Origin of the sequence: Ensifer sp. LC384 (assembly GCF_001695865.1) — a bacterium.
GTDB lineage: Bacteria > Pseudomonadota > Alphaproteobacteria > Rhizobiales > Rhizobiaceae > Ensifer.
Genome location: NZ_MBST01000008.1, coordinates 98,481 through 118,764, shown reverse-complemented (window position 1 = coordinate 118,764; position 20,284 = coordinate 98,481). Strand labels below are relative to the sequence as shown.

Below are 20,284 nucleotides of genomic sequence, written 5' to 3'. Positions count from 1 at the left end.
CGCCGCGCTGCAGGACATGAGCGACATTCCGGACGTCTTCTCCTCGATCGATCTGCTCTGGTCGGAAGGCGCTGCCTACGACATCGGCTTCACCGACGCGCTTTCATTGCGGAAGGCGGCGCTGCGGACCGGCGGCTTTGCCGTCGTCGGGGTCGTTTGCGGGAGGGGGCGAAATACTACCTTAAGCGATCGGGCGGTTTACACTAGCGACCATGACAACTTTCACACGATAGGGATTTTTGGCGGGTTTCGCCACACAACAGCCGTTGGATAGTCTCCCTGTAGACGGCAAAGTGCGACCCCGAGCGGAAGTTCGTTCGTCGAGGGCGAATTCACGCCGATGACCCGAACCGGTCATTGCCGCTGCACAGCGGCAACGACGCGAAAGGCGTGGAGAGGGGTCGTTCGTTGCGGGCAATAATTGAACCGTAGTCGCGCTGCCTGCCGCCGCCCGCCCGCGCGATGTCATCTACCTATGCCTGGGCACATGCGTGCGGGATCAGCGACACTCCGCGATACATTTGTGCTGACAGTCTGCGCGTGCGAAGGTGTTTGCTTCCGCCGGCCTTCCAATGCCGTCGACGCAGCGGCCAGAGCTGGATCGGGAAACGTGGACAGGGGTTATAAGTGGAATTTCTGCCTGAACACGGCATAGAAGCCGGGAACAGGAGTCTTCTAAGTGGCGCGATTATTCTTCGATCAGACGCTTCTCTCCCGGGGGAAGCCCCTGCTCGATCAACCTGTCGAGGTAGTCGCAGTAAGGACTGCCTTCATAGAATGGGTGGGCCGCCTCTCGGACGTATTCCGCATTCAGGTTTGGAAACTTCTTCAAAGCATCAGAGATCCAGATCCTCACTTCATCGGTATTGCCCGCCCTGAGGGCGAGCAACGCTGCCCCAATGAATGGATAATAGGTTGTGCGTTCGAAGGACGCGCCTTCCCGTAGATGCATCCGGGCCGTTGAGAGGTCATCGGGCTCGCCTCTCAGCATCAAGCCAATACCGAGTAGTGTCTTGAACGCAAACATAGACGGATCGTGAGGACTGAGATCGATGGCATTTTGTGCGGCTCTAATCGTCGTATCGGCGTCCCTGAGCCGCACGGCTGCCATTCCATGTGCGAAGTGAAGAAACGCGTAGTTGGGATTTAATGCAAGGCCCTGTTCAGCGACGGGCATGGCCTCAGCCGCTCGCCCGTCCACCGTAAGAAGGAGCGACATCATCGCGTACGCGATATCGCTCCGCCTGTCGATTTCTAAGGCCTTCGTGGCGAACGATAGTCCTTCCTTGACAGCGACAGGCACGTCTGCGGCACGCCCCCAAAGGACGAGTGCGTATCGGTGACGAGCTAAATAGGCGTAGGGAAGTGCGAAATTCGGATCGTGTTTGAGCGCTTGTCGAAGCAACTTCTCGGCAGTGGCTTGAGAACCTGCTTCGAAGGAAAGCAATTCAGCAAAGCCGCGGTGACAAAGTTCCCAAGCAGTAAGGTTGTCCGTCGATTTGGCGAGGGCGAGACCCCGTTCGTGCGCTCCCAGTTCTGGTTCGATGCCCGCGATAATCCGGCGCGTTATCTCGTCCTGCACATCAAAAAAATCCGCGATCGGACGATCCCACCGCTCGGCCCAGATGTGTGCTCCGGACAGCGCGTCGATTAGCTGCACGGTGATCCTCAACCGATCACCGGACCGCCGAACCGATCCTTCCACGACATAGCGCACACCAAGTTCCCGGGCGATCTTGCGTACGTCCTTGGCTGTTCCCTTGTAGGCGAAAGTCGAGTTGCGAGCGATCACGAACAACCATCGAAAGCGACCTAGTTCCGTGATGACGTCTTCGACCAGTCCGTCGACAAAGAAGTCCTGATCGGGCGTGGCAGAAAAATTCTGGAATGGGAGAACCGCGATCGAAGCACGTTCCTGTCCAGAGAGCCGAACCGGGCTGGGCGCCGTGCCGTCCACCTCGACCTGCCACACGTCAATTGGTTCGGGGATGTTCTTAACGGACTGTGGCCCGAGCCACGTCATCCCAGCCTCTATCTTGCGTTGCACATGATCGTAGATTGCACGAGATATGCAGATGCCTCCGGCGGGTGCGATGGTTTCCAAACGCGCAGTGATGTTGACGCAGTCGCCGAGGATGTCGTCCCCATCGATCACCACGTCTCCCAGATGAATACCGATCCGGAAACGCAGACGTCGGTCTTCCCCTTGGGGAGACTCGCGCGAGATCAAGTTGCGCTGCATTAGAAGAGCCGCTCTTACCGCCAACACTGGCGATGGGAAATCGACTAGGAGCCCGTCACCCATGGTTTTGACGATGCGGCCACCGCCTTCCATAATCGCCGGGTCAATCACGTAGGTTCGCGCATCGCGCAGCCGCGAAATGGTGCCTTCCTCGTCCGCCGCCATGAGACGAGAATAGCCGACCAAATCGGCAGCCATTATTGTGGTAAGGCGACGTTCCACGCTTGCCCCTCCGCCAAGAAAATACAGTACCGCCTGATAAGCAAATGCGAAAGCGCTCTGGAACCGGGCGAATCAGGATAGGAACGAAAAATCCAGAGCGAATGCGCTGTCGCACCCGAAGGGATCCGCTTCTCTCTTCGGCTTGCCGATGCCGAGCGGGAATGGTGGCAGCTTAGAAAGAGCAGCGACTGTGGCGCGTCCACGTTCATTTAGGAATGTCTGCATTGCCGGTCTCGACCTCCTCACCGCCATCATCATCTATTGGAACACAAGGAAGCTCGGCGAAATCGTCGCCGAGCAAATCGCCAGCGGCGAACAGATCGACCTCGGGCTGCTTCCTCACGTCTCACCGCTCGGATGGGAGCATATAACGCTCACCGGGGAATATCGGTGGCCGCCGTTAAGGTAGTATATCGCCCCCTTCCGCAAACGACCCCTCGTCAGCGAGCTCGCTTGGAGAAGCGAGGCTGCGCCAGCCATCGCGCGTGACTTCTTCCGCACCGCATATCCCGACATCAAGCCGACCGCCGACAACATCAAACTCGCTGACGCGATCGGCTACCGCGTTCTGGGCACGCACACCCTGCCGCCAGTTTGCCTGTGAGGCGCCGGATCGCTGGGGCCACTGTTCGCTTTTTGATCTTGCGCTCGTATACCCATGGCCCTTTAATGTCAGAAGCCTACTGCATAATTCCTTAAATCGGATCCGGTTTAAGGTTCAAATTATGCAGCAAGTTTAAAGTGTTACAGCGTCGTTAGCGCGTCATATTTGACGCGCGGCGCTGTAGCTGGCAGCCAACTGGCTGAGGAGAGCCCGCGCTCATGAAGCCAATGAACGAAAAGCACCTCGCGGTTCTGCGCAGGCACATGGTCGAGGTGATAGCAATCTATGCCGACCTTGAAAGCGAAGAGCTGGGCAAGGCGGCGTTCGATGAAAGGGTGATGGCAGCGATGCTGCGGGTGCCCCGGCATCTCTTCGTGCCCGCACCGGCTGCGCCCTTTGCCTACCAGGACACGCCGCTGCCGATCGGCTTCGATAAAACCGTGTCGCAGCCCTTCATGGTCGCTCTCATGACTGATCTCCTTGCTCCCCAACCGCATGAGGCAGTGCTCGAGATCGGCACCGGCTTGGGCTACCAAACCGCAATCCTCGCGGAACTCGCCGGGCGAGTTTGGAGCGTCGAAATCATCGAGGAATTTGCAAACCATGCCGAGGCTCTGCTGCGGGGCCTCGGCATTTCAAATGTCGGAATTCGTATCGGCGACGGGGCTCGCGGTTGGCCTGAGCGCGCCCCATTCGACAAGATCCTGGTCACGGCGGCGGCCGAGGAGGCGCCGCCGGCTTTGCTTGAGCAGCTCAAGCCAATGGGCCGTCTGGTTCTTCCTGTGGGCTCTGAACAACAGTTGCTGACTGTCATCGATAAGGATTCGGCGGGACAGCTCGAGGTGCGGCAACTCATCCCGGTTCGGTTCAGCCGGCTCGAGACGGTCTGATCAGCGTGTGGACATCTGGCGCAATAGACCCATCACAGACTATTCCGGAGGACCGTTTGCCACGCCCATGCAGACGCTCGGCTGATTGGCAAAATAGACTGCCTCGGACCGAAGTGCTTGTTCATCCCTCGCCTTGAAAGGATTTGAACCGTCGACCTCACAATTGGCGACGCATCTATTTGGCGGGGTCCCACCATATAAACGGATTCGAACCCTAGACCCGCTGAGGGATGCCCCCCGACGGCCCGGTCAACGCGCTGCCTGCTCGGCCGTGAGTGCCCGTTCGCGGGTGCCGGAAACAATGATCTCCAGAATCTCGTGTTCGTCAGTGTGCTTGATATAGCGGTCGCCGACATACTCGCCGCGCTTCAGCACCATCACGCGATCGCCGACGGCAAAGATATCGACCAGCCGATGAGAGATGATAATCTGGGCTACACCCTGTCTCTTCAATTCCAGCATCGTTTCAAGCAGGCGTTCGGTCGCCATCACTGAAAGATTGGCGGTCGGCTCATCGAGGATTACGACCTGCGGCTCGAACGAGATGGCGCGGGCAATCGCCACGGATTGCTGGCGGCCGCCCGACAGGCTTTCGACCTTCTGATAGACGGAGTTGACGTCGACCTTGAGCCGTTTCAGCACTTTGTCGGCTTCCGCATACATCTTCCGCCGATTGACGAACGGGCCTGTGAGCGGCCAGCGGCCCAGAAAGATGTTCTGCCCGACGTCCATGTTCCCGCACAGCGCGAAATCCTGGTAGATCATCTCGATACCGACGTCGCGGCTCTCATGCGGGCTCCTGAAATGCACCGGCTGTCCGGCGACGAAAATCTCGCCAGCATCGCGCTGGTAGGCGCCGGTCAGGATTTTCATCAGCGTCGATTTGCCGGCGGAATTGTCGCCGACGAGACCGAGGATCTCGCCGGGATAGAGTACCAGGTCGACCGAGCGTAGCGCCTGGACGGCACCGAATGCCTTTTCGATGCCCCGCATTTCCACGATCGGTGTGCCTTGGGTATCAGCCGGCATGAGTGGTCTCCGATGCTTGTCCGCGTCGCGCCAGATAGGACCGCATGCGTCCGAAGATGTTGGCCTGGCGCACCCAAATATCGACGAGCACGGCCACGATAAGGATGACGCCGATGAAGACATTGATCCAGTGCTGCGGCATGGTGAACCCCTGGACGTTCAATTGCAGCAGCGCCCGCACGAGCGTGATCGCCGCGGCGCCGGCAAGCGAGCCGATAATGGTGCCGTAACCGCCGAAGATCGATCCGCCGCCGATGATGACCGAGGCGATGGCGTCCAGTTCGCGGAACTGGCCGGCGACGGGGTTGAAACTGCGGAAGTAGGCGACGTTGATGATCCCGGCCATGGAGGCGCAGAGCGCCGACAACAGGAGCGCGACGAAGCGCACGCGGTTCGTGTTGATTCCCGCGTAAGCCGCAGCGCGGAGGTTGCCGCCGGTGGACAGGACCTTCAGTCCGAACGGCGAGTAGGCGAGCACGAGGCCAGCCACCAGGGCGACAAAGAACATCCAGATCGTCTGCACGCTGACGACTTCTGCGACGGTCCGAAGAAAGCCAGGCGGCAGCGAAAAGCCGAAATGCAGGAGGACGTCGTTCGCCTTGCGGCCGAGCAGGTTGTAGCTTTCGGGCCAGCCCGTCAGTTGTTGGCCGGCGACGAACCAGGCGGCAAGACCGCGGGCGATGTAGAACATGCCCAGCGTAGCGATGAAGGCCGGCAGCTTGAAGCCGACCGTGACGGTGGCGTTGACGAGGCCGGCTGCCATTCCGACCAGCAGGCCCATCGCCACGGCGGTCATCGGGTCGGCGCCCAGCACCTTCAGGAAATAGGCCGCGGTGCTGCCGGAAAGCGCAAGCACCGCCCCGACGGAGAGATCGATATCGCCGGCAGCGATGACATAGGTGAGCCCGACCGCGATGAGGGCAAGTTCCGTGTAGTTGAGCAGGATCGCGAACGTGTTGGAGAGGTTCCACCAGTAGTCGGGCCTGAGGGCGAGCCCCGTCAGCCACAACAGGACGGTCAGGATGACGGCAAGCGCGTCGCGGCGGGAGAGAAACTTGCCGAACCCGGTCGCCGTCAGCGCCAGATCGCCCGCCATCGCTCCCTTGGTCTGGACGCCCTCGAGGGCCACGCCGCCCATCTCATAGGCGGGTGGCGGCGGGCGGCCGCGCAGCCACGCCCAGAAACGGCCCGCGACCTGGCGGCGGATGAGGTAGGGCTCTATCAGCACGGCAGTGACGAGAAGGAGGCCGAGGAAAACCAGCACCGCGCCCGCGGGCAGGGTGAACCTGGCATTGACCGCAATATTCTCGCCGTCGATGACGACGATGCGCGTGATCGGCCATCCTTCGCGCAAGACCTTGTCGACCAGCACGACGACCGCGGCCCCGAGGCAAGAGCCTAACACGCGACCGCGACCGCCGAGGATCGACGCGCCGCCGATGACCACGGACGCGATGACGGTGAGTTCCCAGCTGACGCCATAAAGGGGGGTTACGCCCTTATCCTGTGCCGCCGACAGGAGAGCCGCAAGGGTCGCGCAGAGCGACGAGATCAGGTAGGCGCGGATGCGCACCCAGCGCGCGGGAATACCGGCATAGACTGCCGCCTGTTCGTTGCCACCGGTGGCGAGGGTCTCGTAACCCCAGCGGGTCTTGGCAAGCACAAAGGCTCCGAGCGCGACAACGCAGGCGAAGACGAGGATCTGGTTGTTGAAGCCGAGGACATTGGTTTCGCCCAGGTGGAAGACGCGCGGAAATTCATCCGCCTTGCCGGAATAATAGATCGCCTGGCCGTGCGTCAGCGCCAGCACGAAACCGCGGCCGATGAAGAGGATCGTCAGCGTCGCGATGAATGCCGGCGCCTTCAGGATGGTCACGAGCACGCCGTTGAGCAACCCGATCGCCGTCCCCAGCAGCAGGCAAAGAATGACCGAGGCCGTGATGTCGAGATCGAGAAAGCTCGGGGAAAAAAGCCGGGCGAACACCACCGCGACGAGACCGTAGGTGGAACCTACCGACAGATCGAGGTCCTTGTTGACGATGACGAAGGTCATCCCCACCGCGATGATCCCCACGCGGGAGGTGTCGCGAAGCAGGGCGTGAAGCGCGTCCGTCGAGGCGAAGAAGGTCGGATTGGCGAACACGCCGCCGACATAGAGCATGACAAGGAACAGTAGGAGACCGGCCTCCCAGCCGCCGGCGAGCTGCGGAGGCGCGCGGCCGAGCGATGTCGTCTCCACAGGCGCCATGGGTTTGTCCGGTCGATCTTTGCACTTGTGCGGGCGGCAGGAACGTTCAGCCCTCCCGCCCGCATGTCAGGCGGCTCGAGCGAAATCAGTTCTCGAAGCGCTTGCCGACGTTGGCGACGGTCGCCTTCGTCACCAGTTGGGCCCGCGTGTCGAGATTGGCGGCCGAGATGCCGCGGTCGATCTGCAGGTAGAGCTGCATGACCGGCCAAAAACCTTGCAGGAACGGCTGTTGTCCCAGCGAGCCCGTAAGGTTCCCCGCGGCGATGCCCTCTTGCTGCGCCGGCCCCAAGTCGAAGCCAAAGGCGCAGAACTTGCCGGTCCATCCCATTTGCGCGACTGCCTTGACGAGGGGCGGCGTGAAGACATTGTTTGCGGTGAAGGCCCCGACGACGTCACCACGCGACTCGAAGAGCGACACGAGCGCGTTCACGGGATCGTTCGGGTTCGTGTCGATGCCGACATTCTCCGGCCCGGCGTCCACCTTGAAGTTCTCAAGCTTTCCGGCATCTTTCAGTGTCTTGACGATGGCATTAAAGGCCGAGGTCACCCGATTGTTCACTTCGATATTGCCCATCGCGGTCGAGGACGGCAGCAGGATCGAGCCGCTGGTCTTGCCGCTGTCGAGCACGCATTTGGCAAGTGCTTCGCCGCCGATCGCGGCCGCGGATGCGTCCTGGCCGGTATGGCTGATGCTGCTGCGGCTGAGCAGCGTCCCGTCAAAGGAGTTCGTCGTGGCGACCGGAATGCCCTTTGCCTCGGCGGCCTTTACGATGTCGTTGTAGGCGCCGACCTGCGGCGTCGTCATGATGATGCCGTCGATCGTCGGATCCTGAACGATCTGATTAAGGATTTCGATCTCGCGTGCCGGATCGTCCACCGGCGACTCCGAGCCAAGCAGCAGGATCTTGGCGCCGATCATGTTGCCGGCTACCGTGGCGCCAACATAGACGGGATCGAAAAAGCCGTTCCCGGCCGTGTGCGTCACGATACCAAAGGTGAGGTGGCCGTCGGCCGAATGGAAGTCCTTGGTACCGGGCGCCTCTTTTGCGGCGTCCTCGAAACTGTAGCCGCCGACCGCCTTCTCTACACTGCCTGATTGCGCGGATGCATACGAGACGCCAAGCGAGAGCGCCGCGACCGATGCTGCCGCGTGCAACAAAATACGCCTCATGACTGGTCCTCCCTTGAAAGGGGCAGAAGCCGTTCGGGCGCGCTACAGCGCCGCGCGTCAAACATGACGCGCAAAGGACGCTGTAACGCTTGAAATCTGCTGCATAATTTTCTCCTTAAATCGATTCCGATTTAAGGAATTATGCAGTAGTCGAGAGGGCCGAATGCCTTCCTCCCACGGAGCAATTTTCCGCGTAATTCCATCGTAAGTAAATGGTTAACGCGTGGTGCTCGCGAATTTGTTTGCCGGCGTCGTTAAGTTGTTATCCACCGAAGATGAACCTGGGATGCGAAGGTGCAAAGACGCGGACTCGGCGCGCATTCGACCGCTTGGACTGCTTTGAGGCGTAGGTACTTACGACGACGGCGGCCGGCAATGCCGCCGCCGTCGGTGTTGTCATGCGCATTCAGTCGGTGCAAGAACGTTGGCGCAAACCAACATCGTCAAGCAACGGTGTGCCATCATCAGGCTTTGCCGATGCTGCCGGACACCAGACGTCCCTTGTGGAAGGTGGCGCTACGTGCTGGCACACGGGCCACCGCCTCTGCCGAGCAGCTTGCTCCGACAAGCGTGAATGCGGCATCGTCCCCGACGTTGGGCCAAGACCGTTTGCCCTCATTGTCCAGAGGTAGAATGCCGCCGGTGGCGATGGACATGGCCCGCGACAGATGGAATTCATCCGAGCCTCGATAAAGCTGCGCGTAGAGGTAGGCCTTTTCCAGCATATCTCCGCTGCCAAAGGGCGACCAATGATCGATGACGCTGTCGGTTCCGGTCATTACAAACACACCCTTCTTGCTCAACTGCGGCAAGGGCATCATCAGACTGCCGATCGGCACCGTCGAAGCGATCGTTATCTGGCGTTCCGCCAGGCGCGAGGCCGTCTCCTCCAGTACCTCCGGAGTGAGTGTGGTCAGGGCGAAGGCGTGACTGATCGTTACCTTGCCTAGCAGGGCAGGATTCTTCTCCACGGTATCGATGATGTAATTCACCGCCGCGACCCCGGCCGGACTGGTTTCATGCAGATGGATGTCCACGCCTTTGCCGGTGTCAAGGGCAATCTGGAACATGGCGTCAAGCGACTTTTCCATGGCACCGTCAACGTTCGTCGGGTCCAACCCGCCCACATACTGTACGCCCATCTGCATCGCTTCACGCATCAGGCCTTCAACCTTGGAGTGCAGCAAACCATGCTGCGGGAAAGCGACGATTTCGCAGACGAATTCGTCCCGATGATTTTCCAACGCGCGTTGCAGATGCTCGAGGCTTTTCAGGCCGCTGACTGGATCGATGTTGCAATGGCTGCGTGCAACGGTGCTTCCCTTGGATTGCAGCAGAGCAATCAGGCCCTCGGCGCGCTGCTGTGAGGTCGGCAGCAATTGGGGAAGCAACTTTTCCTCCAGCGCGATCATATCCATGATGGTTTTTCCCTGGCGCGGTCGCGGAGCTTGCCAGGGGCCGCCATAGAACGTCTTGTCCAGGTGGATGTGCATATCGCGCATCGCTGGCAACAGCAGTTGCCCATGCGCCTGATAACGTGGCACGCCGCCAGGCAGTGTCGAATTCTCCGGATGCAGGGCGGCAATCGTGCCATCCTTGATCTCCAGCGAATACAGCGCGGTGCGGGTGGCGATGACGGTTTCTCCGTCATACTCAAACCCCTCCTCCAGCCGCACGTCGGTCAGTAGGTAGTGGCGATCCGCCAGAACGTTTGTGGTTGTCTCGACGATGCTGTCCCCCGTGTTAGCTGCTGCCTCGTGAACCAGTCCGCCGGACAACCCGGCCACTGTGCAGGCGGTGGTCAGTTTTCCCGCATGGCTGAGAAATGTCCTGCGGCTTTGCGGTAGTGTCTGTTCCAAGATCGTTACCTCATCGTGGATTGGAGTTGCGCTTCGACATTGATCAGCGCCTCCTGCTCCGCCTCGACAAAACCGATGTCGCGGTCAGAACAACCCCTGTTCTGCCACAAATCGCCTCACGCCAGTTTTGGCGTAAGCATCTCAAATCGGTCCCGGATGGTGGAGCAGGTGTCACCACCGAGCCGTGCGACCGAATCTATGACGTTCGGATCGACATGCAACCCATCATCCACGGCTCCATCGTGATAATGCGCGAAGACAATCTCGCCCATGATGATCTGGCGTGACTTGCCGAGTTCCAGAGTGATGTGCCTGCGGCACTCGAACGCCGCGGGCGCTTCCTTGATCCAGGGCGATGCGATCCTTTCGCCGGGCATGGCCGTCAGGCCCGCCTCCTTGAGCTCATCCGTTCCCCTCGGGTATTTCGCGCCGCAGACATGCATGGCCTCGGCAATCGCGCGGGAAACAATGTTGACCGTGAAGACCTCCGTCATGCGGATATTGTGGCCAGTGTCCTTGAAGGACATGTCAGGCTGGTTCTCGACGCCGATCGCCAGGATCGGCGGATCGGCGGAGAGGCAGTTGAAGAAGCTGAACGGCGCGGCATTGAAACGTCCGTGCTCGTCGACCGTCGTGACGAGCGCGATCGGTCGCGGGATGATCGTGCCGATCATCAGCTTGTAGCGTTCGCGCGCGGTAAGTCGCGTGAAGTCGAAAGCCGTTCTGTTGTCCGTGATACTGTCGTGCATGCGTTTCATCCCCCTGCGTCCACTCACTTGATGCCAAACACGACTTCGTCTCCGCTCAAGGATTCGAACCCCCTCGACGTCAGCACCGATGGCATGCTCGCCCCGACACAGCCGACCCCATCCTCGTAGAGGCACGGGGTGACATGGAAGCACATGCCCTCTTCCAGGATGACGTCGTGGCTGCGGCGGATCGCCATGACACTGTCCTCGCCCCAGCCCGGAGGGAAGGAGCCGCCGATGCTGTAGATGAAGGCACGCATGCAATTGATCTCTTTTTTATGGTTCGATTATTGTATGCAATTTTATGGCAATTTCGCATGCATTTATCGTTTCGTAAAGGGCTTTCCTTCACCAGATGCAAACCTTCCTGACGGCCGGGCCGGGTCGACGAATCCCAAATTGCTGATTGCAAGATTGCTGGGACGCACCAAATGGCTGGACATACAGCCGCTTTGTATGCAATTCGAAGTGAAAATCGTGGAACATTGGAGAGGTCGAAATGGCAAAGAAAGCGAGCGATGCGGGCGGTGGCCGCGCTCAGGCCGTTCATCGCGCCCTGAAGCGAGCAATTCTCGACCAGGCGCTGTCGCCCGGGTCAAAATTACCGGAAGACTCGATCGGCGAGCGGCTGGGCGTTAGCAGAACCCTTGTCCACCAGGCGCTGGTTCGCTTGAGCGAGGAGGGATTGGTCGACCTGCGCCCGAACAGGGGCGCGACCGTCGCCCGGCCAACCCTCGAAGAAGGCAGGAATCTCTTTCTGACGCGCATGGCGCTGGAACGCCTCGTCGTGGAAACGCTTTCCGGCAAACTGACGCCAGAACAGATTGAGGCGCTTTCTGCTCATATTGCAGCCGAGGAGACCGCTAGAACGGCTCATGCGACATCAATCCGGCTGGCTGGCGAGTTCCATACGATGCTCGCGCAGATGACAAACAACACCAGCCTTATTCGCTATGTGGATGAGCTGGTCGCCCGGAGCTCGCTGATCCTTGCCCTCTACGGCAGACCGCATTCTTCGGAATGCGCCGTATCGGAACATCGAGACCTACTCGACAAGCTGATCGCCGGGAAAACCGAGGAGGCAGCCGCCCTCATGGCACATCACCTCGATTCGATAACGACGCGGGCGCTGCTTCCCAAGGAAGACAGCATGAACATCAAGGACCTGCTTGCCAGCTATGCCGCTGCCGAAGGCCTTGCATAGGATACCGACGCTAAGGTCGGCACCATCGCCGACCGCAGAATAGGCGAGCTGTCCTTTGCCGATTGACGGCTGCACTTCATGCGGATCGCGCGAAGCACTTTCCCGAATAACCCATAACGATCGAGCAAGTGCCGGTTCGGCGAGGATCGCGGACGGATCCTCAACTGCGACCGAAAAGACAAGAACGAGTTTAAGGTATAAGCATATGCTACGAAACCGGTCGTCATCAGCGTGTTTTCCGCTTATCGCTGGCGTGGCATTCGTTGGCCTAAACCTGCGACCATTCATCACGAGTGTGGGAACGTTGGCGACGTCAGTGCGCGCGGAGACCGGCCTCAGCTTGCAGGGCATGGCTCTATTGACGCTCGTGCCGATGCTCTTGATGGGACTTGTCGGCTTCATCGGGCCGTCCCTGCAAGGCGCATTTGGCGCGCGCAGATCGGTGATCGGGGCGCTTGCTCTCCTGTGCGGCGGCTGTCTCCTCCGTCTGTTTGCCTCGACCGGTTGGGCGATGATCGCTACGGCGGCAATAATCGGCTTCGGCGTTGCGATTGTGCAGGCCGTTCTTCCGGGCACCATCAAGCGGCAGTTTCCCAAACATGTTGGCGCTATGATGGGCCTCTACTCCTCGATGTTGATGGGCGGCGGCGCTCTCGGGGCGCAGCTATCTCCGATCATCGCCGCCAAAGCGGGAAACTGGCATGTCGGGCTTGCCTGGTTGGCTGCGCCCGCCTTGATCGCCGCCGTGTTGGCGCTTCGCTTCTTGCCCGCCGACATTCGCTCGCAATCTCGCAGGCCCCCAGCAGGGATCTTCCTGAAGCGACCGCGGACATGGTTGCTGATGACGTGCTTCGGTCTCGTCAACGGCGGCTATTCCTCGATCGTTGCGTGGCTGGCGCCCTCTTACCAGGAACGAGGTTGGAGCGGGCCTGAAAGCGGCGGTTTGCTGGCCGTGCTGGCGGTATGCCAGGCCTTGGCTGCGCTCGTGCTGCCAATGCTTGCCAGCAAGGGCGAAGATCGGCGACCATGGCTCTGGGCAACGCTGGTGATGCAGGCAGCGGGGTTTGTCGGCCTGGCGTTCGCCCCGGATGCAGTCCCGACGGTTTGGGCCGCGCTCCTTGGCGCAGGATTGGGTGGCTGCTTCGCGCTGTCGATGGTTGTGGCTCTCGATCATCTACCCGCTCCCGAGCAAGCGGGCACCTTGTCGGCGCTGATGCAGGGCGGTGGCTTTCTGATCGCGGCAATACCGCCATGGCTCGTTGCGGTGTTGCACGATGTGACAGGAGCCTACGCGGCCGGGTGGGGATGGCATCTGGTGAGCGTCGCAATCGTCATGGTGCTGACGACGCAGCTGTCACCAAAAGGCTACACGCGCGCCATGTCGTCTCCGGACGGCGAATTCAATCTGGCTTGACGTCAAACTGTTCCGAGAAGAACACCAGGACCAAGGTCGCAGCGGCGATGACATCCTGCGGCGGCGGCACGCGGCCGATCCCACGGATCGGTAGCCGCGGGCCGGAACCTACTGCATAATTCCTTAAATCGGAATCGATTTAAGGAGAAAATTATCCAGCAAGTTTAGGGTGTTACAGCGTCCTTAGCGCGTCATACTTGACGCGCGGCGCTGTAATCGCCGATGGCGAAAGGTTGGCCCCGGCTTCTTGCGCGTGACAGCACCCGCCATGATGCATTGCATGCAAATACATCACATGATGGAATGCACCACACGCATGCATTTTGGGCGAGAAATGATGCGTGGCACGACGAATTGGGGGCGGCGCATGACCTCCATGCCAGGCGAAAAGTCTCCGCGCCGTTGATGAGCCGGCTTCGAATACCGTCGCCCGCGTCCCCTGGAACCCCGCACGTCGCGCCGATCATCATGGGCCAGATCCTCCGCTTCGCCGACTACCTAGAGGGCGGCAGACACGGCCCTCCATGCCGATGTGATCGACGCCGCAGCGCGCATCGACGGCGCTGTTCAACGCCCGCGACCACTCCGGAATGAGTGGACTCCCGCACATCTCTCCGTCCAGCACCGGTTCTCCGCTCTCGCGGCGCCTTTCCGCTTGTCGCTAATTTTCGGCAACAATTGTCAGCTAATTGACAGAAATATTGTATACGTTATAAAGCTGACATTGCATGAAATCGAGACCCGCTTTTGGCGCGGACCGAGGAGGAGCAGCAATGGCAGAAATATGGTGGCGATCCGTCCCCGGCGGTGGCAGCCTGTCTGCAATCAGGGGACAGGGTTGATGCGGGACCCGTCCTTCGGTGAACTCGTCGGCTTCGGACCAGAGGGTTGGGGTGCGGCCCTCCTGACGGCGACCGGCATGACGCTCGCGGTCGCGATAGGTGGCTTTGCTGCCGGCTCTGTCATCGGTGCCGGCGTCACCAGCGCAAAGCTCTCACGCAACGGCGCGATGCGCGCCTTCGGCGACGGCTATACGACCGTCCTGCGCGGCATTCCCGATCTTCTGGTCATATACCTGTTCTACTTCGGCGGCAGCGCCGCGCTCGGCGCGGCGGGCCGGCTCTTCGGCGCGGAAGGCTTCATCGGCATGCCGGCCTTCATCACCGGCGTGCTCTCCATCGGCGTCGTGTCCGGCGCCTACCAGGCGGAAGTTTTTCGCGGGGCCTTCAACACGATCAGCCGCGGCGAGCTGGAGGCGGCCCGTTCGGTGGGCATGGGGACATGGCTGCGCTTTCGCCGCATCATCGCACCGCAGGTGCTGCGCTACGCCATTCCGGGCCTCGGCAACACCTGGCAGCTCGTGCTCAAGGAATCGGCACTGATTTCCGTCACCGGCCTCGTCGAACTGCTACGCCAGTCGCAGATCGCCGCCGGCTCCACCCACCGGCCCTTCGATTTCTATATCACGGCGGCGCTCCTCTACCTGGTGATCACCGCCGCTTCCTCACACCTCTTTCGCCGGGCGGAAGCCCGGTCGCTGCGCGGCGTCAGGAGGACGTGATGGACTTCACCTTTCTCTGGGAAACCTTCCTGCATCTCCTTTCCGGCGTTCCGCTCACGCTCAACCTGGCGCTCGTTTCCACGGCGCTCGGTGCGATGCTGGCAGTGCTCTTGACGGCGATGCGCATGTCCGCGCTGCCCCCGCTCGGCTGGGCCTCGCAGTTCTATGTCTTTGTCTTTCGCGGCACGCCGCTGCTCGTGCAGATGTTCGTCATTTATTACGGCCTCGGCCAGTTCCGCCCCGTCCTGCAATCCTGGGGGCTGTGGGCATTCTTCCGCGAGCCCTACTGGTGCGCGATCTTCGCGCTCAGCCTCAATACGGCCGCCTATGCCAGCGAAATCCTGCGCGGCGGCCTGCAGGCCGTCCCGCACCAACAGGTTGAGGCGGCGCGCGCCAGCGGCATGTGGGGCTTCCTGCTCTATCGCCGCATCATCCTTCCCATCGCCATGCGCCAAGCGCTGCCCGCCTATGGCAGCGAGATCATCCTGATGGTCAAGGCGACCTCGCTTGCCTCCGTCATCACCATGCTGGAAGTGACGGGGCTTGCTGCCAAGCTGATCTCGCAATCGTACCGGGCCGTAGAGGTCTTCGTCGTCGCAGGGATCATCTATCTCGCGCTGAACTTCGCCATCACCCGCCTCGTGGCGTTCATCGAATGGTGGATGTCGCCCCATCTGCGCCCCGTTCAAACCGCGTCTTCCGGAGCTGCGTTGCAACATGCTTGAGATCGCATCCACCACGCCAGTCGTTTCCGTCCGCAACCTGCGCAAGAGTTTTGGCGCGCTGGAAGTATTGAAGGGCATTTCCTTCGATGCGCAGGGGGGCGAGGTCATCTCCGTGCTCGGCTCCTCCGGTTCCGGCAAATCCACCATGCTCCGCTGCGTCAACATGCTGGAAGTGCCGACCGAGGGCGAGATCCGTATCGAGGGTGAGGCAATCCGGCTGAAGAGTGGTCGCTACGGCCGGCAGCCGGCCGATCCCAAGCAGTTGAGCCGGCTCTGCACCAAGGTCGCCATGGTGTTCCAGAGCTTCAATCTTTGGTCCCACATGACGATCCTCGAAAACGTCATGGAAGCGCCGGTCCATGTGCAGAAGCGGCCAAAGGCGGAATGCCGCGAAGAGGCGCTGGAGCTGCTTGCCAAGGTCGGCATCGCCGACAAGCGCGACTATTACCCGACGCATCTTTCCGGCGGGCAGCAGCAGCGCGCGGCGATCGCCCGGGCGCTCGCCATGCGGCCGAAGGTCATGCTGTTCGACGAGCCGACCTCGGCGCTCGATCCCGAACTCGTCGGCGAGGTGCTGCGCGTCATGCGCGCGTTGGCCGACGAGGGTCGCACCATGCTCGTCGTGACCCACGAAATGGGCTTTGCCCGCGACGTCTCGAACCGCGTCATCTTTTTGCACAAGGGCCAGATCGAGGAGGACGGCGATCCGTCCGACGTCTTCACCGCGCCGCGCTCCGAGCGCTTCCGCAAGTTCATCTCGTCCCATGGCTAATCCGCAAACACGGGCAAGGATGCCGCTATTTCGGGCCGCGGGTATAGCCGACGAAGCTCTCGTAGAGGCCCGCGACGTTGCCCATCCGCTGTTCGACCTCGGGGCCGATATTGGCAAACACGCTGTTGAGCAGGAGCTGCATCAGCGCCCACACCCCGGATGTCGCGTCCCAGAAGAGGTTGAGGTCCGTCGGCACGGCGAAGACCTCGCTGCCGTAGCTGGAGGCCCAGTCGCAATAAAGATCCGTGATGATGGTGATCGGGATGCCGCGCTCGGCAGCTTTGCTCGCGAGCAGGCGCGACTGGTGCGAATAGCGCCGGGCATCGACCAGGACCAGCGTGCAGCCGGCCGGATCCGTCAGGAGCACCTCGGCGAAATTGCCGCCGGCGATATCGACCACCTGCACGCGGTCGCGCAGGTAGCGAAGCATGTGGGCGAAGGCATCCGCCAGCCCTCGTTCGGTCTGGAAGCCGGCGACGAAGACGCGGTCGGCTTCCGCAATACGTTTCGCCGCCTGTTTCCAGGCCTCCGTGTGGGCATATTCGTAGACGCGCACGACAGAGGCAACGGCAAGTTCCAGGCTGCGGGCGAGCGCGGCGTCGCTGGCGCTCTTCTGTTGCAGGTCCTTCAGCCGGTCGCCGAGCAGCCAGGGACTGTCGCTGATGTCGTCCTTCAACCGTTCCTTAAGGTCCTTGAACCCCTCGTAGCCGATCGACCGGCAGAAGCGGCCCACGGTCAGCTCGCTGACGCCCACCTTGTCGGCAACGCTGCGCGAAGTCTCGAAGGGCAGGTCACCGATATTCGCCAGCATGAAATTCGCCAGCGCCTTGCCGGAGGCCGATGCTTCGTTCAGCGCAACCGCAAGCCGCTGCCGCACCGAACTGTTGTCCACCCAAGTCCCATTTCGCATGTCGCCCCGCCTATCGCCCTTCCTTATCCGCTTCCCAACCGATCAGCAGCGCGCGCACGACATTCCACCACAGCGCGGTCTCCTTGGATGGGGGCGGGATTGGCGATGTTATACCATTAACATCGCCACGAAATGAAGTCAGAAAACTATCGTCCCGCGCCAGACCACCGGATTGTCCTTCATGTCAAAAAGAGATTGCCCAGATGCCGACGTGCTGGTCCTCGGTGCCGGTATCATCGGCGTATCGGTAGCGCTGCATCTGCAAAGACGCGGGAAATCCGTGGTGCTCGTCGATCGCCGGGCGCCTGGCGAGGAGACGAGCTATGGCAATGCCGGGCTGATCGAGCGGGCCAGCGTGATCCCCTACGGATTTCCGCGTGAAATCTCAACCCTCCTGAAATATGCGACGAACCGGTCTGCGGATGTGCGGTTCCGCTGGTCTTTCCTGCCGAGGATCTTTCCCTGGATCACCCGTTTCTGGCTCCAATCCTCCGGCCGCCGCCTCCGCCGGGCGGCCCTCGACATGCTGCCGCTCATTGAGCGCTCGGTGGCCGAACACACGGACCTGATGGCCGAGGCCGGCATCCTGCACCGGGCGCGCCGGACCGGCTGGATGGAGGCCTATCGCAGCGAGAAGGCCTTTGCAGCCGCCAAGCGGGCGGCCGGGGCACTGAACGAGTTCGGCCTGCGTTACGATTTTCTCGGGCCGAAGGAGCTGCAACTGCGCGAGCCGCATCTGACCGGCACCTTCATCGGCGCCATCCATTGGCTCGATCCAGCCACCGTCGCCGATCCCGGCAAGCTGGTGAAGGACTATGCCGGGCTTTTCGTGCGCAAGGGCGGCGAAGTCCTTCAGGCCGATGCGACCACCCTTTCCCAGAGGGAAGGCGGTTGGAGCCTCAGAACGGCCAGCTCAGTCCTGCATGCCCGTGAGGCCGTGGTGGCGCTCGGCCCTTGGTCGGACGTCGTCTATCGCCGGCTCGGATACCGTATCCCGCTCGCCGTCAAACGCGGCTACCACGTGCATATCGAGCCGGCTGGCGACGCCGTACTCCACCACCCCATCGTCGATGTCGAGCGCGGTTATCTGCTGGCGCCGATGGCAAAAGGCATCCGGCTCACCACCGGCATCGAATTCGCCGATCGGGACGATGCGCCCTGCCCCGCGCAGGTCAATCAGACCGAGCCGCATGCCCGGGCGATCTTCCCGCTCGGCCGGCGCGTCGAGCCGACGCCGTGGATGGGAGCGCGGCCCTGCCTGCCGGACATGCGCCCCGTCATCGGTCCGGCGCCACGCCACAAAGGCCTCTGGTTCGCCTTCGGACACAACCACCACGGGCTGACACTCGGCCCGGCCACCGGACGCCTTCTGGCGGAGATGATGACCGGAGAGACGCCCTTCGCCGACCCGGCGCCCTACACCATGAGCCGTTTCGGCTGAATTTTCGATCCCCTGGAGGACATAGCAATGCGGGAAGAGTTTGTTCTGATCAACGTGCGGCCTAACGGAGAGGCGGCGAAGGACATGGTGATCCGCGATGGGCGGATCGCCGAGATCGTCGCGCATGGCTCCCGGCCTCATCCCGAGGGAACACCGATCGTCGACGGCGAAGGTCTGCTCGTGCTGCCGGGCCTCGTCGACGCGCACACCCACCTCGACAAGACGCTGCTCGGCATGCCCTGGTATCGCAACGATGTCGGCACAGAGCTGACCGACCTCATCGAGAACGAACGCACGATGAAACGCGTGCTCGGCATCGATCCTGCGCGCCAGTCGGCCACACAGATCGAGCTGTCCGTCGCCAATGGCACGAGCCACATCCGTACCCATGTCGACATCGACACGCAATACGGCCTGGCCGGCCTCGAAGGCGTGGTGGCTTCGCGCGAGCGCTACCGCGACATCGTCGACATCGAGATCGTCGCCTTTCCGCAGAGCGGCATGCTGATCCGCCCCGGCACGGAGGCGTTGATGGACCGGGCGATGCGGGAAGGCGCGGACGTGGTGGGCGGCCTCGACCCCTCGGGCGTTGACCGCGACCCCAAGGGGCACCTTGATACGATCTTCGCCATGGCCGAACGCCACGGCAAGCCGGTGGACATCCACCTGCACGAGCCGGATGCGCTCGGCGTCTTCGCCATCGAACTCATCGTGGAACGCACGAAAGCGCTGGCAATGGCGGACCGGGTCACGGTCAGCCATGGCTTCTGCCTCGGCATGCTGGCCGACAAGCCGCTGGCAAGGCTGGGTGGCATGATGGCAGAGGCCGGCGTGCACCTGATGGCCAAGGGCGGGGCTGCAAGCGCCCGCCCGCCCGTACTCAACCTCATGGAAATGGGCATCAACATCTGCTCGGGCAGCGACGGCGTGCGCGACACCTGGCAGCCCTTCGGCAATGCCGACATGCTCGACCGTGCGGCCATCGTCTCGCAGCGCAACGACTTCATCAACGACGTCCACATCGAACTCGCCCTCAGGATGTGCACCTACGGTGGCGCGCGCACCATGGCACTCGAAGGCTACGGGCTTGAGCCCGGCTGCGACGCCACCTTCGTGCTCGTGCGGGCCGAGACGCCCGCGGACGCCGTGGCATCCCGCCCCGTGCGCCGGGCGGTCTACCGGAAAGGCATTGCGGTTGCGAAGGACGGGGCGCTTTTCGCCGCCTGAACAGGCCAACACGTTT

General features: G+C 61.6%; 17 protein-coding genes and 1 pseudogene. 10 read left to right on the top strand and 8 right to left on the bottom strand.

Annotated elements, in window-relative coordinates:
• Positions 1-16 precede the first annotated feature (16 nt).
• On the top strand, positions 17-274 hold the full coding sequence (locus BC363_RS35385) for a hypothetical protein (RefSeq protein WP_065781948.1): 258 nt from the start codon (positions 17-19) through the stop codon (positions 272-274).
• Between the two features lie 414 nt (positions 275-688).
• Here the strand turns inward: BC363_RS35385 and BC363_RS09405 are convergent, their stop codons facing one another.
• The gene (locus tag BC363_RS09405; RefSeq protein ID WP_065781950.1) at positions 689-2,464 is read right to left on the bottom strand and encodes an adenylate/guanylate cyclase domain-containing protein; all 1,776 of its coding nucleotides are present in this window, start codon (positions 2,462-2,464) and stop codon (positions 689-691) included.
• A 223-nt stretch (positions 2,465-2,687) separates the two neighbouring features.
• On the opposite strand from BC363_RS09405, the pseudogene BC363_RS09400 reads away from it, so the two are divergent.
• Together BC363_RS09400 and BC363_RS09395 are read left to right on the top strand one after the other, a co-directional pair.
• Positions 2,688-2,873, top strand: a pseudogene (locus BC363_RS09400) (Tn3 family transposase); the annotation flags it as partial.
• A gap of 413 nt (positions 2,874-3,286) precedes the next feature.
• A complete protein-coding gene (locus BC363_RS09395; RefSeq protein ID WP_065781954.1) occupies positions 3,287-3,958 on the top strand; it encodes a protein-L-isoaspartate(D-aspartate) O-methyltransferase in 672 nt (223 codons plus the stop codon).
• 249 nt (positions 3,959-4,207) lie between these two features.
• On the opposite strand, the gene BC363_RS09390 is transcribed toward BC363_RS09395, so the two are convergent.
• From BC363_RS09390 to BC363_RS09365, 6 genes are all read right to left on the bottom strand, one after another.
• On the bottom strand, positions 4,208-4,987 hold the full coding sequence (locus BC363_RS09390) for an ATP-binding cassette domain-containing protein (protein ID WP_065781956.1): 780 nt from the start codon (positions 4,985-4,987) through the stop codon (positions 4,208-4,210).
• A complete protein-coding gene (locus BC363_RS09385; protein ID WP_065781958.1) occupies positions 4,977-7,235 on the bottom strand; it encodes a sugar ABC transporter permease in 2,259 nt (752 codons plus the stop codon). Before BC363_RS09385 ends, BC363_RS09390 begins: the two co-directional genes overlap by 11 nt.
• Before the next feature lie 85 nt (positions 7,236-7,320).
• On the bottom strand, positions 7,321-8,406 hold the full coding sequence (locus BC363_RS09380) for a substrate-binding domain-containing protein (RefSeq protein WP_065781960.1): 1,086 nt from the start codon (positions 8,404-8,406) through the stop codon (positions 7,321-7,323).
• Positions 8,407-8,870: 464 nt separating this feature from the next.
• Positions 8,871-10,265, bottom strand: a complete 1,395-nt coding sequence (locus BC363_RS09375) for an amidohydrolase family protein (RefSeq protein WP_065781962.1) — start codon at positions 10,263-10,265, stop codon at positions 8,871-8,873.
• Positions 10,266-10,381: 116 nt separating this feature from the next.
• Positions 10,382-11,014, bottom strand: coding sequence for a flavin reductase family protein (locus BC363_RS09370; protein WP_065781964.1), 633 nt, complete (start codon positions 11,012-11,014; stop codon positions 10,382-10,384).
• Positions 11,015-11,037: 23 nt separating this feature from the next.
• A complete protein-coding gene (locus tag BC363_RS09365) occupies positions 11,038-11,274 on the bottom strand; it encodes a hypothetical protein (protein WP_065781966.1) in 237 nt (78 codons plus the stop codon).
• A 239-nt stretch (positions 11,275-11,513) separates the two neighbouring features.
• On the opposite strand from BC363_RS09365, the gene BC363_RS09360 reads away from it, so the two are divergent.
• From BC363_RS09360 to BC363_RS09340, 5 genes are all read left to right on the top strand, one after another.
• The gene (locus tag BC363_RS09360) at positions 11,514-12,218 is read left to right on the top strand and encodes a GntR family transcriptional regulator (protein ID WP_065781968.1); all 705 of its coding nucleotides are present in this window, start codon (positions 11,514-11,516) and stop codon (positions 12,216-12,218) included.
• 55 nt (positions 12,219-12,273) lie between these two features.
• Complete coding sequence (locus tag BC363_RS09355) at positions 12,274-13,632, top strand: cyanate transporter (RefSeq protein WP_244519824.1); 1,359 nt, start codon at positions 12,274-12,276, stop codon at positions 13,630-13,632.
• 841 nt (positions 13,633-14,473) lie between these two features.
• A complete protein-coding gene (locus tag BC363_RS09350; RefSeq protein WP_065781973.1) occupies positions 14,474-15,193 on the top strand; it encodes an ABC transporter permease subunit in 720 nt (239 codons plus the stop codon).
• Positions 15,193-15,918, top strand: coding sequence for an ABC transporter permease (locus tag BC363_RS09345; protein WP_065781978.1), 726 nt, complete (start codon positions 15,193-15,195; stop codon positions 15,916-15,918). Before BC363_RS09350 ends, BC363_RS09345 begins: the two co-directional genes overlap by 1 nt.
• Positions 15,911-16,690, top strand: coding sequence for an ATP-binding cassette domain-containing protein (locus BC363_RS09340; RefSeq protein WP_065781980.1), 780 nt, complete (start codon positions 15,911-15,913; stop codon positions 16,688-16,690). Before BC363_RS09345 ends, BC363_RS09340 begins: the two co-directional genes overlap by 8 nt.
• A 25-nt stretch (positions 16,691-16,715) precedes the next feature.
• Here the strand turns inward: BC363_RS09340 and BC363_RS09335 are convergent, their stop codons facing one another.
• Positions 16,716-17,600, bottom strand: a complete 885-nt coding sequence (locus tag BC363_RS09335) for a MurR/RpiR family transcriptional regulator (protein WP_065781983.1) — start codon at positions 17,598-17,600, stop codon at positions 16,716-16,718.
• Between the two features lie 181 nt (positions 17,601-17,781).
• Here BC363_RS09335 and BC363_RS09330 point away from each other — a divergent pair, with 181 nt between their 5' ends.
• Entirely contained in the window at positions 17,782-19,041 is a 1,260-nt protein-coding gene (locus tag BC363_RS09330) for an FAD-dependent oxidoreductase (RefSeq protein ID WP_065782138.1), read from the top strand.
• A 27-nt stretch (positions 19,042-19,068) separates the two neighbouring features.
• Positions 19,069-20,268 (top strand): amidohydrolase family protein, encoded by a 1,200-nt coding sequence (locus tag BC363_RS09325; RefSeq protein ID WP_065781985.1) that lies wholly within the window; start codon positions 19,069-19,071, stop codon positions 20,266-20,268.
• Positions 20,269-20,284 lie beyond the last annotated feature (16 nt).